11 protein-coding genes and 1 tRNA gene are annotated in these 15,966 nt (G+C 68.3%); 8 read left to right on the top strand and 4 right to left on the bottom strand.

All coding sequences use genetic code 11. The features are described from left to right. Nucleotides 1-130 precede the first annotated feature (130 nt). The 4 genes from secA (at nt 131) to EGM46_RS03420 (ending at nt 5,021) form a co-directional block, all read left to right on the top strand. Nucleotides 131-2,878 carry a preprotein translocase subunit SecA gene (secA, locus tag EGM46_RS03405; protein WP_125098764.1) on the top strand — a complete coding sequence of 916 codons (2,748 nt, stop codon included), beginning with the start codon at nt 131-133 and terminating at the stop codon, nt 2,876-2,878. A gap of 57 nt (nt 2,879-2,935) precedes the next feature. Beyond that, a complete protein-coding gene (locus EGM46_RS03410) occupies nt 2,936-3,889 on the top strand; it encodes a DsbA family protein (RefSeq protein WP_125098765.1) in 954 nt (317 codons plus the stop codon). Between the two features lie 37 nt (nt 3,890-3,926). Then, nucleotides 3,927-4,002, top strand: a tRNA-Thr gene (locus EGM46_RS03415). 59 nt (nt 4,003-4,061) lie between these two features. Further along, nucleotides 4,062-5,021: a DMT family transporter gene (locus tag EGM46_RS03420; RefSeq protein WP_241156153.1), complete on the top strand. Its 960-nt coding sequence runs from the start codon at nt 4,062-4,064 to the stop codon at nt 5,019-5,021. Here the strand turns inward: EGM46_RS03420 and EGM46_RS03425 are convergent. Further along, complete coding sequence (locus tag EGM46_RS03425; protein WP_125098766.1) at nt 5,008-5,568, bottom strand: nitroreductase family protein; 561 nt, start codon at nt 5,566-5,568, stop codon at nt 5,008-5,010. The genes EGM46_RS03420 and EGM46_RS03425 overlap by 14 nt on opposite strands. Then, nucleotides 5,565-6,008, bottom strand: coding sequence for a peptide-methionine (R)-S-oxide reductase MsrB (gene msrB, locus EGM46_RS03430; protein ID WP_125098767.1), 444 nt, complete (start codon nt 6,006-6,008; stop codon nt 5,565-5,567). Before msrB ends, EGM46_RS03425 begins: the two co-directional genes overlap by 4 nt. 299 nt (nt 6,009-6,307) lie before the next feature. Between msrB and EGM46_RS03435 the strand changes: the two genes are divergently transcribed. Both EGM46_RS03435 and EGM46_RS03440 read left to right on the top strand, forming a co-directional pair. Further along, nucleotides 6,308-10,939 carry an HtaA domain-containing protein gene (locus tag EGM46_RS03435; protein ID WP_164512799.1) on the top strand — a complete coding sequence of 1,544 codons (4,632 nt, stop codon included), beginning with the start codon at nt 6,308-6,310 and terminating at the stop codon, nt 10,937-10,939. Nucleotides 10,940-11,003: 64 nt separating this feature from the next. Continuing rightward, nucleotides 11,004-11,918, top strand: a complete 915-nt coding sequence (locus EGM46_RS03440) for an HtaA domain-containing protein (RefSeq protein ID WP_241156154.1) — start codon at nt 11,004-11,006, stop codon at nt 11,916-11,918. 89 nt (nt 11,919-12,007) lie between these two features. Here EGM46_RS03440 and EGM46_RS03445 read toward each other — a convergent pair whose 3' ends face one another. Continuing rightward, entirely contained in the window at nt 12,008-12,823 is an 816-nt protein-coding gene (locus tag EGM46_RS03445; protein ID WP_125098769.1) for a heme ABC transporter ATP-binding protein, read from the bottom strand. After that, complete coding sequence (locus EGM46_RS03450; RefSeq protein WP_125098770.1) at nt 12,820-13,887, bottom strand: FecCD family ABC transporter permease; 1,068 nt, start codon at nt 13,885-13,887, stop codon at nt 12,820-12,822. The genes EGM46_RS03445 and EGM46_RS03450 overlap by 4 nt, the downstream gene beginning before the upstream one ends. Nucleotides 13,888-14,096: 209 nt before the next feature. Here EGM46_RS03450 and EGM46_RS03455 point away from each other — a divergent pair, with 209 nt between their 5' ends. Both EGM46_RS03455 and EGM46_RS03460 read left to right on the top strand, forming a co-directional pair. Then, nucleotides 14,097-15,221, top strand: a complete 1,125-nt coding sequence (locus tag EGM46_RS03455) for a heme/hemin ABC transporter substrate-binding protein (RefSeq protein ID WP_125098771.1) — start codon at nt 14,097-14,099, stop codon at nt 15,219-15,221. Nucleotides 15,222-15,344: 123 nt separating this feature from the next. Further along, a partial coding sequence (locus tag EGM46_RS03460; RefSeq protein WP_125098772.1) for a LytR C-terminal domain-containing protein occupies nt 15,345-15,966 on the top strand: 622 nt, incomplete at its 3' end.

The raw sequence follows: 15,966 nt of genomic DNA on the forward strand, positions 1-15,966 counted from the left end.
AGTTCAAAAGAGAGCATTCCCAGCGCCGGGCCTCTCGGCGTTGCTAAGCTGAAGCGTTGTCACAATTTGGCAACGACGGTGCCCCGCCGCGGCGGGTCGGCCAGCAGTGCAAACTAACAGGAGAGACAACGTGGCGACAGTTCTCGAAAAGCTCCTTCGCGTCGGCGAGGGACGCACGCTGAAGAAGCTCGAGCGGCAGGCGAAACTGGTCGCCGATCTTGAGGACTCCTTCGCAGAGCTCAGTGACGAGGAGCTGCGAGGCGAAACCGACGAGTTTCGCGCCCGCCTGGAGAAGGGCGAGTCGCTCGACGACCTCCTTCCCGAGGCGTTCGCCGCGGTGCGCGAGGCCGCCAAGCGTACGATCGGCCTGCGCCCGTTCGAGGTGCAGGTCATGGGCGGGGCGAACCTCCACCTCGGCAACATCTCCGAGATGAAGACCGGTGAGGGTAAGACCCTCGTCGCAACGATGCCGGCCTACCTCAACGCGCTCGCCGGCAAGGGCGTGCACGTGGTCACGGTCAACGACTACCTTGCGAGCTACCAGTCGGAGCTCATGGGGCGTGTGTTCCGCGCGCTCGGCATGACGACCGGCTGCATCGTCGCTGGCCAGGATCCGACGGTGCGTCGCGAGCAGTACAACGCCGACATCACGTACGGCACGAACAACGAGTTCGGCTTTGACTACCTGCGCGACAACATGGCGGGGTCTGCCGAGGAGCGTGTGCAGCGCGAGCACTTCTTCGCCATCATCGACGAGGTCGACTCGATCCTGATCGACGAGGCGCGTACGCCGCTCATTATCTCCGGTCCTGCCTCCGGTGAGGCCAACCGCTGGTTCGCAGAGTTCGCGCGCATCGCGCGCAAGCTGAAGGCCGGCGTCGACTACGAGGTCGACGAGAAGAAGCGCACGATCGGCGTGCTCGAGCCGGGCATCGAGAAGGTCGAAGACCACCTCGGCATCACGAACCTCTACGAGTCAGTGAACACGCCGCTCATCTCGTTCCTGAACAACTCGATCAAGGCGAACGCGCTCTTCACTCGCGACAAGGACTATGTCGTGCTGAACGGCGAAGTGCTGATCGTTGACGAGCACACCGGCCGTATTCTCGCCGGGCGTCGCTACAACGAGGGCATGCACCAGGCCATTGAGGCGAAGGAAGGGGTGCAGGTCAAGGCAGAAAACCAGATGCTCGCAACCGTCACCCTGCAGAACTACTTCCGGCTCTACGAGAAGCTCTCCGGGATGACCGGTACCGCCGAGACCGAGGCCGGCGAGTTCATGTCGACCTATCAGCTCGGTGTGGTGCCGATCCCCACGAACAAGCCGATGCAGCGCAAGGATCAGCCGGACCTCGTCTACAAGAACGAGCAGGCGAAGTTCGCGCAGGTGGTCATCGATATCGCGGAGCGCCACGAGAAGGGTCAGCCCGTTCTCGTCGGTACGACAAGCGTTGAGAAGAGCGAGTACCTCTCGCGTCTGCTCGCGAAGGCCGGGGTGCGCCACGAGGTGCTCAACGCGAAGAATCACGCGCGTGAGGCGGCGATCATCGCGCAGGCGGGTCGCCTGGGCGCGGTCACGGTCGCGACGAACATGGCCGGTCGCGGTACCGACATCATGCTCGGCGGCAACGCCGAGTTCCTCGCGGTGCAGGAGATGACCGCGCGCGGGCTCTCCACCGAGGAGGATCCGGATGCCTACGAGGCCGCGTGGGACGACGTCTTCTCCGCGGTGAAGGACGCCGTTGCCGAGGAGGCCGCGAAGGTCCACGAGGTTGGCGGACTCTACGTGCTCGGCACCGAGCGCCACGAGTCGCGACGCATCGACAACCAGCTGCGCGGTCGTTCGGGCCGTCAGGGCGACCCGGGTGAGAGTCGCTTCTACCTCTCGCTCGCGGATGACCTGATGCGTCTCTTCAACTCCGGCGCTGCCGCAGCGCTCATGAACCGCGACAGCTTCCCCGACGACCTCGCGATCGAGTCGAAGGTGGTCACGCGGGCGATCCAGAGCGCGCAGAGCCAGGTCGAGCAGCGCAACGCCGAGATCCGCAAGAACGTCCTGAAGTACGACGATGTGCTCGACCGCCAGCGCAAGGCCATCTACGGCGACCGCCAGCAGATTCTTGACGGCGAGGAGATCGAGTCGCGCATCGAGGCGTTCCGTGAGCAGACGATCGACGCGATCATCGATTCGCACGGAACCGACGGCGAGTGGGACTTCGACGCACTGTGGAGCGATCTGCGCCAGGTGTACCCGGTCGGCCTCACGGTCGACGAGCTGCTCGCCGAGGCCGGCAGCGCGCGCGTTGACAAGTCGTTCCTGCGCCGGGAGATCCTCTCGGACGCGGTCGTCGCGTACGAGAACCGCGAGCAGAGCCTCGGCTCCGAGGCCATGCGCGAGCTGGAGCGCCGCGTGGTGCTCGCGACGATCGACCGCCGCTGGCGCGATCACCTCTACGAGATGGAGTACCTCAAGGAGGGCATCGGTCTGCGCGCCATGGCGCAGCGCGATCCGCTCGTCGAGTACCAGCGCGAGGGCTACAACATGTTCGAGGGCATGATGGGCCAGATCAAGGAGGAGTCCATGGGGCTCCTGTACAACCTTGAGGTGAAGGTCCGCGAGGAGGTCGACGCCCAGGGGCACGTGCACCTGGAGGGCGGCGGGCTCGAGCAGCAGACCGCTCCCGATCAGTCCAAGCTCTCCTACAGCGCGCCGAGCGAAGACGGTGCGCCAGAGGTGAGCGGCGCTGCCGGCTCCGGAGCGAAGGGGAGTGCGGCGGCCGCCGGCGGCGCCACCCAGCGCGGCGCGTTCGGCCAGCAGGTCCCGGCCGACGGCGCAGCGGGCAACCGCGCCGAGCGTCGCGCGAACAAGAAGAAGTAGGGCGTAGCGCCGTACCACCCGTGATCCGCACCCGCGGACCGATCGAGAGAAACACTGATGCCTAGCGAGACCAATCACCGCCCAACGAAGAATGAGCGCCGTGCGCAAGCCCGCGAGCAGGCGCGCGTCGCACGCGAGCAGGAGAAGAAGCGCGAGAAGCGCAACCGGCTCTTCCTGCAGGGCGGCATCGTCGTCGGCGTGCTCGCGATCCTGGGCATCGTCGCGCTCGTGCTCACGCAGACCATGAAGCCTGCGGGCCCCGGCCCGGAGAACATGGCATCGGGCGCAGCGGTCTTCTCGAAGGACCTGCAGGTGGTCGAGACTCCCGCACTGGAATCTGGCGCGGACCGCGAGGCGCGCACCGTCAACCGCGACGAGCTGCCGCTCGACGTGACGGTTTACGTTGACTACATGTGCCCGGCGTGTGGCGCGTTCGAGCAGCAGTACGGCACCATGCTCGAGAACTACGTCGGCGCAGGCGACATCGAGCTCGGCGTCTACCCGCTGAACTTCCTCGACAGCATGTCGAACGGCGCGAAGTACTCGACGCGCGCGGCGAACCTGTTCAGCTGCGTCGTTGAGGAGCAGCCCGAGGTGGCGTTCAACCTGCACAACCGCCTGCTGAGCAAGGAGGTGCAGCCGCAGGAGGGGACCACGGGCCTCACCGACGATCAGCTGCTCGAGCAGGCTGAGGCGGCCGGCGCCGAGCTCACCACCGAGCTGCGTCAGTGCGTCAAGGACGTCCGCTTCGGAAGCTTCGTCTCCGGCAACTACAAGACCGCGAGCGAGACCGGCATCCTCGGCCTCGCGAAGGGTGCGCAGATGCTCAGCTCCGACGGTGTGACCCCGCAGCCGGCTGACGGCCCGCAGCGCCTCGTGTCGACCCCGACTGTCATCGTGAACGGTCAGCAGTGGAACCAGGCGCGCGACGGCGACCTCGAGTCCTACCTGCTGAAGGTGAAGGCTGAGTTCGAGCAGACGCAGGACGCGGACGCCGAGAAGTCCGAGTAGTATGCTCTGGGGCGGTTCTTCGGAGCCGCCCCGCAGTGCCGCCTTAGCTCATCTGGTAGAGCAGCGCCCTTGTAAAGCGCAGGTGATCGGTTCGAGTCCGATAGGCGGCTCCACGTGTCGTGGCGTGAGGTCACAAGATCGCGCGTCGCAACATCGGAGTAAGGTGGAGCGAGTGATTCGCACCCGCTCATTTCCCGTATGGGCCGCCCTCCTCGGCTCCGGTCTCGCCGGCGTTCTCGTCGCGCTCCAGTCCCGCATCAACGGCGGATTGAGCCAGCGGCTCGGCAACGGCTACGTGACCGCAGCGGTCTCCTTCGGCATCGGCCTGCTCATCATGTGCGTGGCGCTCCTCGTCTCCCGGCGCGGGCGCGCGGGGTTCGCGCGGCTGCGCGGCGAGCTGCGCGAGTCTCGCCTCCCCGGCTGGGCGCTCCTGGGTGGCGCCGGCGGGGCGCTGTTCGTGCTGAGCCAGGGGCTCATCACCCCGCTGATGGGCCTCACCCTCTTCACCGTTGGCATCGTTGCCGGTCAGGTGCTCGGTGGCCTTGTCATGGACCGTGTGGGCCTCGGTCCAGGGGGTCGGATCGACCCGACGCCGACCCGGATCGCCGGTACCGTCCTCGCGGTGATCGCCGTCGCCCTCTCCGTGGGCGTTGGTGGCAACCAGGAAGACCACGGGCCGCTCTGGCTGATCCTCGTTCCGGTGTTCGTCGGCGCGGGCATGGCCGCGCAGTCGATGGTCAACGGGCTCGTTCGGGCAGCCTCGCAGAGCGCGGTCACCTCGACGTTCATCAACTTCGTGGTGGGCACCGCATTGCTCGGTGCAGCGGCGATCGTGTCAGTTGCCGTCTCGGGGTGGCCGACAGACTGGCCGAGCGAGCCCTACTTCTACATCGGGGGATTCGTCGGCACGATCTTCATCGCGGTCGCGGCGATGCTCGTGCGCACGGCGGGGGTACTGCTGCTCAGTATGTCGAACGTCGCCGGACAGCTGATCGCGGCCGTCGCGTTCGAGCTCGGCGCACCGCTCACCAGTGGACTGACGCAGGGAATGATCGCCGGCACCGCCGTCGCACTGCTCGCGGTCGTTGTCGCCGCGCTGCCCTGGCGGGGACGCTCAGCTACAGCGCGCTGAGGTGCCGGGACAGCTCGAGCGCTTTTCGCGGCTTCGGTGCCTTCGCCGTGCCGCCGCGGTGCGGGATCCCACCGATGTAGAGCCAGCCGAGGAGGTACTCCTCAGCGCTGAGGCCGTGCGCCGCATGCACCTCGGGGGTGCGCGTCAGTTCCCCGGTGCGCCAGAACGTTCCCCAGCCGGCCTCGTGCAGCAGGAGCCCCAGGCCGTGCGCCACGCCGCTCGCCACTACCTCCTGTTCCCAGACTGGAACCTTCTTGCTCGGCCGGGGTGCGACGACGACCGCGAGGACCAGCGGCGCGCGCGTCGCCTTCGCGCGGTACTTCTCGTGCTTGCCCCCGGCGGCGTCGCCCATCGCGTCGCCCAACAGGAGTCGCGCGTCGCCGCGCAGCTCGATCAGCCGCCACGGGCGGAGGCCCGAGTGGTCGGCGACGCTATTCATGGCAGCGACGAGTTCGGCGAGCTCCGCGGCGTCCGGCGCATCATCGGTGACCTTTGAGTGCGAGCGGCGTGCCGCGAACGCGGCGCGAGCCGGCGCGGGATCGCTCACGCGTCGTGCTCGGGGCGAGCGCCGGGCTCAAAGGAGAGCGCAAGCGAGTTCATGCAGTACCGGTCACCGGTCGGGGTGCCGAAGCCGTCGGGGAAGACGTGGCCGAGGTGCGAGCCGCACTCGGCGCAGCGCACCTCGGTGCGGGTCATACCGAGGCTGTGGTCCTCGAGCAGTTCAACCGCGCCCGGGCGCACGCTCTCGTAGAAGCTGGGCCAGCCGCAGCCGGAATCGAACTTGGTGCCGGCGACGAACAGTTCGTTGCCGCAGCCGCGGCACCGGTACAGGCCATCGCGCTCCTCATCGAGCAGTTCGCCGGTGCCGGCGCGCTCGGTCCCGGCCTGGCGCAGAATCGTGTACTCATCAGCGGTGAGTTTCTCCCGCCACTCGCTATCGCTCAGTGACACGGGGTACGCTGCGGAATCGATCGGTTTGCTGCTCATGACGGATCTCCAATCGGGGTCAGGATCAGTGTACGTCGCCCCGCCGAGTGTGCATTCAGGTGTGTGACCTGGGGGCCAGGCGCCCGGGCGGGCGGGGCGGGGGCGACCCGATCCGCAGCAGAATCATCCAAACGGGTGATGCGAGGGTGCTCCAGCTTGTCCCGACTTGCATCATCCGATGATATTCGTCAGACTAATAGGCGCACTTGAGGTAAGGCGTACCTCAGTTCGATCCGATGTGGGTGATTCCTCGCTTGCTCGGGCCCAATCTTGGTGTCACAACAAGGAGCACGCAACGCATGTTTGCACGTCGAAGGGCCCGTGGGGTCCTGTCCGCGACTCTGGTCACCGCGCTCGTCGCGGGGGCAGCATTCCTCGGCACGAGCGCGGCAAGCGCTGAGCCGACTGAGGCGGTGCCGAGCGAGGTTGCGGCCGCACCGGTCGCCGAGCAGCAGCCCGCGGGCACTTCGGAGTCCCCGCAGGCTCCCGCGTCGCCCGCCGATGGCGCTGGGGCCACGGGTGAAGGGAGCGAAGCTCCTGTCGCGAGTGAGCACGCACCCTCTGAGCAGACGGAGCACGCGGACGCACCAGCGGCTGAAAGTGACGCTCCCACCGCTCCCGCGGCAGAGACGCAGACGCCCGCGGACCCGGCTGAGCGCACCGAGAGTGACGAGCAGCGGGTGGCCGCTGCGGCCGATCTGCCCGGGGCGCTCGAGCCGACCCGTGCAGACGGTGGTTCGCTCACCTGGGGCTTCCTGGCGTCCTGGCGGAGCTATCTGACCACCTGGGCGCAGGGAACGCAGACGCCGTACGGCGGCGCGACCCTGAACGCTGACGGGACGACGAACTTCCCGGAGTCGAGTGCGTCGACCTTCGACCCGAAGGCGGGGACCGGAGTCATCGCCTACACCGGTGGCGTGCGCTGGGACAGCACGGCGCACGGCTTTAGCATCGCGCTCCAGAACCCCCGAGTCGAGATCGCGGCGGACGGTGTGGCGAAGCTCACCGCGGAGACGAGCACGGAGGACACGAGCGGCGCAGCGCAAGTGGAGCGGATCCTGCTTGCGGTGTCTGCCGCCCCGGTGCAGGGTGAGACGGTCGACGGCACGCTCACCATGCGCGACGTTGCGTTGACCTTTGCTTCCCCGATCTCCCCGGCAGGCATCTCCCGGTACGCGGGAAAGCCGGCTGACGCCGCGACGTTCTCGACGCCCGGCGCGGTTGTGGATCCGAAGCCTTCGTTTGAGCCGAAGTTGTCGGTGACGTTTGCTGATGGGTCCCCGGTGACGGCGGACACGAAGGTGTACAAGGGCGATACGCTGCGGATTTCGGGTTCGGGTTTTGATCCTGCGTCGAATGTTGGTGGGCGTGGGGTGCCGATCCCGGCGACGTTGCCGCAGGGTAACTATGTGGTGTTCGGTAGCTTTGCTGAGCAGTGGCAGCCGTCGGGGGAGTATCCGGCGGGTTCGCGAAGCGGTGGTGAGCAGCGGTGGTTGCTTGCTGAGTCGGTGTTGGATCAGGTTCCGGCGCAGTATCAGGGGATGATTCGTGGTCAGTGGGCTGAGCTTGCTGAGTCGGGTGAGTTCTCGTTTGAGATGAAGTTGGCGAAGGTGCCGGCGGCGATCGAGGGCGGCAAGTACGGTATTTACACGTACGGTGCTGGTGGGGTGAATAACGCTGCGCAGGAGTTGGCGTTCCCGCTGAATTTTGTGGATGCTGAGCGGCCGGTGTTTGAGCCGAAGGTGTCGGTGTCGTTTGCTGATGGGACGCCGGTGACGGCGGACACGAAGGTCTACGAGGGAGACAAGCTGACCGTCTCCGGAACTGGTTTCGACCCCTACGCGAACGTCTTCCCCAACGGGATGGGTGTCCCGATCCCGAACACCCTGCCGCAGGGAACGTTCGCGGTCTTCGGAAACTTCGCCGAGAACTGGCAGCCGTCGAAGGGTGCGCCGAGCTCCGCTCGCAAGATGGACAAGTCCAATCGCGCGTGGCTGCTCGCCGAGGACACGCTCAACGCAGTGCCAGAGGCGTTCCGCGAGACGATCCGCGAACAGTGGTCACCGCTCTCCGCGGAGGGCGACTTCTCCTGGACCTTCACCGTCAAGGCACCTACGGAGACGGTGCCTGGCGGCGCGTACGGGATCTACACCTACGCGGGTGGTGTTGGCTCGTCGAACGCCGAGCACGAGCTTGCGGTCCCGCTGAACTATCAGGGACACCGCAGTGGTGCTGACGCTCGAGTGACCGGCATCGCGGCAGCGAAGGCTGGCCTCACCGTCGACGTCAGTGGCACGGGCTTCTCCGCGCAGCTCGCGCCGCAGGGCGTCTACGCCGCGATCGTGGAGGCAGGAGCCGACGTCGCGTCGGCGAAGTCGCCAGGAGTCGCTGTGGCGAGCTACGTGTCTGCCGAGAAGATTGTCGACGGCGCGTTCACTGAGCAGTTGCTCGCGCCAGCGGCGCAGCTGCAGCGCGAGAAGGACTACGAGCTGCTCCTGTGGAAGGCGCACGGCCCGGCCACCGAGGCCAGCACGTTCGTCCGAGTCCCGCTCGCGGTCACTGCGGATCACTGGAAGGCGATCTTCGGTGATGATGCGCAGCGTGCGTACGTCGAACCGACCGTGTCTTCCGCAACCGATGAGCAGCTCACGCTGAGCATTGCGGTGTCTCGCATCAAACTGCAGCCCGTCGACCAGGGGATCTACTACGCCCTGATCGAGGAAGGGAAGGAAGCAGAGCTCGGGCTGACGAGCATGGGAATCGCCGTCGGCTTCCTGCCGTCCGAAGGGCTCACGGCTGGTGCAGCGACGGTCGCACTCGAGGCCGACGTCGACAAGCTCGACCGCGAGAAGTCCTACGAGATCCTGGTGTGGCGTGCACACGGCGACGCAACACCCGAGCGCATCCTGGGGCGCGGTGACGTTCAGATCACCGAAGCACAGTGGGACGCAATGAAGGGCGCACCCGCGCAGCCCGCGGGGAAGGCGAGCCTCACAGCCGCAACGAGCGCCGGGCTCTCGATCACGGCGGCCATCCGCGGCATCGAGCAGCAGAGCTTCCCCGCCGGCGTGCAGCTGGGCGTGATCGAGCGGGGCACGGCCAACACCGTTGCGCCGGATGGCGTGCTCGGGCAGGTCACCGTGGCGAAGCTCCCGAGTGGCACTCTGAACCAGACGCTGAGCGTGAAGGCCGCGCAGCTCGATCGCACCAAGCAGTACGACGTGCTCGTGTGGCAGGCGGGTGTGGCCCCGAGCAAGACGGCGAACATCCTCGTTCTGCCCTTCGACGTCACCAAAGCGCAGTGGGATGCGGTGTTCCCGCCCAAGGTCGAGACCCTGCCTGGCAGCTTCGAGTGGGGGGTGCGGAAGCAGTTCCGCGAGTACGTCACCGGCCCGATCGCGGGCGGCAAGATCACGGTGACGAGCCCCGCATCGGGAAGCTCCGTCTACAAGTTCCCGCAGACTCCTGGCGGCAGCTGGGATTCCAAGACGCAGACCGGATCGGTGAAGTTTGCCGGCAACGTCAACTTCTCGGGTCACGGCGGAGTGCTGAACCTCAACCTCTCGAACCCGGAGCTGCACGTTGTGAGCGCCGCGAAGGCCGAGCTGCGCGCGCCGCACAAGGGCAAGCTGATGACCATCGCGACGCTCGACCTCACGCAGGGCACGAAGCGCAGCCTCGCGGGGGACGCGGTGCGGTTCACCGGGGTGCCGGTGAAGCTCACCGCCGAGGGCCTCTCGGAGTACTTCGAGAGCTACCTGCAGGCGAGCGACAAGCTCGATGATGCGAGCTTCACGATCGGCGCAGCAGCCAACGTGAAGCCCGTGAAGCCGCCGGTCACGCCCGTCGTGAAGCCCAAGCCAAAGCCCACCGTCCCGGTTGCGCCGGTGGCTCCCAGCGCGGGCGGCCAGCAGGCCGGATCGCTGACGTGGGGCGTGTCCTCGGGCTTCGCCGCGTACACCACCGGGCGCATCGCGAAGGGCAGCATCTCCACGAGCGGTGTGGGTGGCGGGGCCGGCGGCTACGTCTTCCCGCAGTCGTCGAGCTCCTGGAACGCGAAAACCCAGACGGGCACCGTGCAGTACTCGGGCGTCGTGACCTTCACGGGCCACAAGGGGCTCATGTCGGAGTCGTTCGCGAACCCGGTGATCACGATCACCGGCCCGACGAGCGGCACCCTGAGCGCTGGCGGTCGCAGCTTCGGCCTGAACCTGGCGGCCGGCAGCAAGTCGGTCGGTCAGAACGGTGAGGTGACCTGGAGTGGTGTGCCGCTCGCCGGCGGCATCTCCGGCGGCGGTGGTGGCGGCGGCGGCGCGTTCGGCGCCGACCCGGTCTCCTTCACGGTTGGCGCGGTCTCGGGCGCGAGCTTCGGATCGACCACGGTCGACGCGAAGAGCACGAAGCGCACCGCGGCCGACGCGCCGCCGGTCACGACCGGGATCCGGATCCTCACCGACGCGAAGAAGCTCGTGCCGGGCGGCGAGATCGAGTTCGAGGCAGCTGGCTTCGAACCGAGCGAGCGCGACGTGCTCGTGGTGCTCTACTCGGAGCCGACGGTGCTCGACGAGGCAGCCGGCGCCGACGCGAACGGCACGGTGCGCTGGATCGGTACCCTCCCGAAGGATCTCCCCGTCGGCGAGCACACGATCACGCTGCAGGGCAGCACGGACGCCGGTGCGGTCTTCACCGTCGTGAAGCCGGAGAAGAAGGCAAAGGCCCCGAGCACGCAGGAGTCCGCCGAGGAGATCACCGTCCAGGCCGAGCCGGCAGCGCCCGTCGCCGCTGGGGTGGTCCCGGCGGAGGACGCGCCCGTGTGGCTCTGGTGGGCCGGCTCACTGGCCCTCCTCGTGGTGGCCGGTGCAATGGGCGGCCTCGTCGTCGCGCAGCGCCGTCGAGCGGCGGCCAGCGTCGCCTCCGGGAACGACGCCTAGTTAGAGTCCGTATCATGAGTGGGTGCCCGTCCGGGCGCCCACTCATCACTGCAAGGAGTACCACGTGCACACCTCTCCGCGGAACGGTAGCCGCATCTGCCGTCGTGCCACCGCAGCGATCGGCGCCGGGCTGATCGGCCTCGGCCTGCTCGCGGCACCGACCGCAGCGACCGCAGCTCCGAGCGCAGCGACCGCGCCGGTGGGCGCGGCCTGCACCGTGGACTCGGCGACGCTCACCTGGGGCGTGAAGGAGCGATTCCGGTCCTACGTCAGCGGCTCGATCGCGAACGGCGAGTGGACCGTGTCCGAGGACATGCGGTACGAGACCCCGAGCTTCATCTGGGACAAGGTCACCGGATCCGTGGGGAGCGAGCTGGACGAGGGGACCCTCTCGTTCACCGGCGCGATCCACTTCACCGGCCACGGCGGAGCCATGAAGCTTGACCTCGCCGATCCCGCGATCGAGTTCGCCGGCGACGACACCGCCTACCTGCTCCTCACGATCGGCTCGACCGACACCGCTGACGCGGGCGGCGAGGCCGTCGGCGAGCAGGTGCGCGCGGCGAAGATCGACCTGAGCGACGCGGTGACCGCGGGCGGCGGGGAGCTTGAGATCGCCGGGGCAGTGCCGCGCCTCACCGCCGAGGGCGCCGCGGCGTTCAACGGCGACTACGGCAGCTACGTCTCCGGCGAGGACCTCGACCCGATCACCCTGACCGCCGCGGTGAGCGGCTGTGAGCTGGGGGAGAGCGTCGCGGCGACGCCAGAGCCCACCACCCCGGAGACCACCGCGCAGCCCGGGACGCCAACGCCCGAGCAGGAGGCGCCGGCGGCGGCACCTGGCATCCCCTGGGTGCCCATCGCGATCGGCGGCGTCGCGCTGCTCGTCATCGGAGTGACCGGCGGCATGCTGCTTGCCGGCCGCAACAAGACGCAGGCCGCGGACGCTGCGCGAGACGACGAGCCCCAGAGCGAGTAGCGCGGAACCCGCGCGCAGAGACGGCGGTGGCCCGGATCCTGATCAGGATCCGGGCCACCGCTGTGTTCGGGGTGTCGCGCGGTGACGGGCTACGACCGCTTGGGCATCACGATGCCCTGCCCCGTCACCGGGTGCGGGATCACCTCGACGGGGGTGCGGTACACATCGCTGACGATCTCGGCGGTGAGCACCCGATCCGGGACGTCGCACGCGGCGATGCGGCCATCGCGCAGCAGTGCGATGCGGTCGGAGTAGGCCGCGGCAAGGTTGAGGTCGTGCAGCACCACGAGCACCGCGTCGCCGGCTGCGGCGCGCTCGCGCGCGAGGCCGAGCACCGCCTCCTGGTGGCCGAGATCGAGCGCGGCGGTCGGCTCGTCGAGCATTAGCACGCCCGTGCGGCCGGCCATCACGCGCGCGAACGCGGTGCGTGCCCGCTCGCCGCCGGAGAGGGACGGCACGCGCCGATTCCCGAGGTGGGAGATATCCGCCGCCGAGATCGCCTCGGCGATCGCCTCGTTGTCCTCCTCCTCGAACGAGGTGCGGCGCCACGGCGCCCGCCCCATCTCGACCACCTGGTGCACGGTGAACGGGAAGAGGAGCTGGTTGTCCTGCAGGAGCACGGAGCGTCGCCGCGAGAGATCGGTCAGCGACCACTCGGAGATCTTGCGCCCGCCGAAGGTGACGGTGCCCTGATCGGGCGCGACGTCGCCGGAGAGGAGACTCAGCAGCGTTGACTTGCCCGCGCCGTTGGGTCCGAGCAGCGCGAGCACCTCGCCGGCGCGGACGTCGAGCGAGACGCCGTCGAGGAGGTTCCGGCCACCGCGCGTGAGCACGACGGACTCCGCCGCGCAGACGGTCTCGCCGGCCGCAGCGCGCGTGGGCAGTGCGATGTGACGGGCGCTCATCCCCAGCCTCCGCTCCGCTTGCGCGTTCGCCGCAGCAGCCAGAAGAAGAACGGGCCGCCAACGAGCGCGGTGAGCATCCCGATCGGCATGTCAGCCATCGGCACGAGCGTGCGCGCCGCGAGGTCCGCGAGCGTGAGCAGCAGCGCGCCGCCGAGCGCGCTCGCGGTGACGAGGGGAAGGTGCGCCGGCCCGAGCACCATGCGCATGAGGTGCGGGATCACGAGGCCGACGAACGAAATGATGCCGGCGAACGCGACTGAGGCCCCAACGAGCAGCGCGACCACGAAGATCATGGTGATGCGCAGCGCCTCGACGTTGACGCCGAGGTGGCGCGCGTTGCGCTCGCCGAGCGCGAGGAGGTCGAGCTTGTGCGCGGCGATGTACGCGGCGAGCAGCCCGACCGCGATGATCGGGGCGATGACGAGCACCTGCGACCAGCGGCTGCCCGCGAGGCTGCCGAGCTGCCAGAACACGATCTGCTCGCGCGACTGCGTGTCGCCGAGGAAGGTGAGGAGCGCGATCCCCGCCCCACCCACCGCGTTCACCGCGATGCCGGTGAGCACGAGTGTGACCACCTCGGTCTTCCCCTCCGCGCGGCTCATCCCGTACACAATGAGGGTGGCGCCGAGGCCGAACACGAACGCGAGCACCGCCGTGGTCCACTCGCCGAACAGCGTCAGGCCGAACACGATCGCGATGCCGGCACCCACCGCGGCGCCCGAGGAAATGCCGATGACGCCGGGCTCAGCGAGGGGGTTGCCGAAGATCGCCTGCATGAGGAGACCGGAGACCGCGAGGCCGGCACCGACGAGCGCGGCCATCGAGACGCGCGGGAAGCGGATGGCCCACAGCGTCTGGTCGCCTGCCGGGTGCGCGGGCAGCGGGAGCCAATCGATCCCGATCCGATGGAGCAGGGAGCCGAGCACCTCCTGCGGCGGCACCTCCAGCTGCCCGGTACCCGCGGACACGAGCAGGGACGCGATCAGCGCAACCGCGAGTACGGAGAACAGAATCGTCGACTTCGCGGCATGGCGCGAAGCAGGTGTTCTACTGAGGGGAGTCATGCGTGCGAGGGGCAGCTTTCGTCTGAGATCTGGGAGGAGGCACCGGGGACGCACGCGCTCCCGGGCGCCACGAAACCGCGGCAACCTCACATGTTCATCATATCTTTCTTGGGATAGGCTAACCCGCGGTAATGCTCGGGATCGGTCTGCGCGCTCAGAAATGGTTGATACCCCGACCGGGCGTTGAATCCTGACTTCGAGGGGACTCCATGCACACGAACCGTGGCGCTCGTACCCGACGCGTTCTCACCATTGCGGCGGTCGCGCTGCTGGGCGTTGGGCTGAGCGGCTGCCAGACCGGCGGCGGCTCGGATCTGCACGCCGCCGAGACCGTTGAGCTTCCCCCGCTCACCGAGCTGACCCCCGTGGCGGATCCGAGCGAGGTCGAGGGGCCGACCACCGCTGAGATCGGCGGGCCATCGATCGCCCCGATCGAGAATCCGCCGCAGCCGGAACTCCCGGTCACCGTGACCTCCCACGACCGCTCGGGTGACACGGAGGTGACGGTCGCGGACACCTCGCGCGTCCTGGCGCTCTCGCTCAGCGGCTCGCTCGGCGAGCTCGTGCACGCGTACGGCCTCTCCGATCACCTTGTCGGCCGCGACGTCTCGACGAACTTCCCCGGTGCGGAGGATATCCCGATCGTCACGAAGGACGGCCACTCGATTGACGCCGAGGGGGTGCTCTCCCTGAGCCCTACCCTCATCATCACTGACGGCAGCATCGGCCCCACCGACGTGGTGCTCCAGATGCGCGACGCCGGGATCCCGGTCGTCACCGTTGACCGCGCCGTCGACGCGAAGACCACCTACGTCACCGCGCAGCAGGTCGCTGACGCGCTCGGCGTCAGCGCGGCGGCACCCCCGCTCATCGCGACGCTCCAGGACGCGATCGCCGCGAAGGAGGCCGAGGTCGCGACGCTCCTGCCGGCCGACCCGGAGAAGCTGCCGCGCGTCGCCTTCCTGTACGTGCGCGGCACCTCGGGCATCTACTACCTCTTCGGCGAGGGGAGCGGGGTGGATAGCCTGATCCGCTCGGTCGGCGCCGTCGATGTTGCGGAGGAGATCGGGTGGGAGGGCGAGAAGCCCATGACCGACGAGGCGCTGATCGCGATCGATCCCGATGTGATTCTCGTGATGACCGCTGGGCTCACGAGCGCCGGCGGGGTGGACGGGCTGCTGGAAGCGCAGCCCAGCATCGCGCTCACGACCGCGGGCAAGAACCGCCGCATCATCGATGTCGATGACACGCTGCTGTTCGCCGGGGGCACGCGCATCCCCGACGTGATCGACGGGCTCGCGCGCGCGCTCTACGCGCCGGACTCGCTGCAGTAGCGGCACGCAGCGCGGGATCCATGCCGGTTCACCGTTCTGGCAGCTGCCGCAGGGTACTCTAGGGCAGACGCGCAGCGAGCGCGACAGGCGACACAGTCGTGAGTGAAGGACGAGGGGACGCACGTGGCGAAACGGACCGAAGGTGCCAGCGAGCACCGTGGGGCCCGCCAGGACTACCCGGAGGACCGGTTTGACCGGATCCGTCCCAGTGGTCGCGTCGGAGCGCACCGCGTCACCGCTCGGCCGCGGTACACGTGGCAGTACCTGATCGCGGGGCTGCTCGGCTTTGCGCTGCTCACCACGGCCGGGATCTTCGCGGTGCACAGCATCGGCGATGCTGGCAAGCTGCCGATCACCGGCCGCCCGCTCGGCGGAGGGACGGCCACCCAGACGCCCGACGCAACGCTCAACCCGGACGCCACCGTTGCGGTGCTCAACGGCACCGAGACGCAGAACCTCGCCGCGGCGCTCGACGGCATCATCACGGAGAGCAAGTGGGGCACCATCATCTTCTCCGGGAGCGCGAGCGCCTCCGACGTGAAGATCTCCGCCGTGTTCTACTCCGATCCGGCGCAGGCGTCCGCAGCGGCCGGCCTCGCCGCGAAGCTCGGTGGACTGTCGACGTACACGACCGAGGACTACGAGTCGTACAACGCGGACCTGGTCGTACTGATCGGCGCCGACTATGCCGGCCCAGGCCTCGACGAGGCGAAAGCCATGACCGATGAGGACGCGAACAACACGG

Source organism: Leucobacter chromiireducens (assembly GCF_003917135.1).
Classification (GTDB): Bacteria; Actinomycetota; Actinomycetes; order Actinomycetales; family Microbacteriaceae; genus Leucobacter; species Leucobacter chromiireducens_A.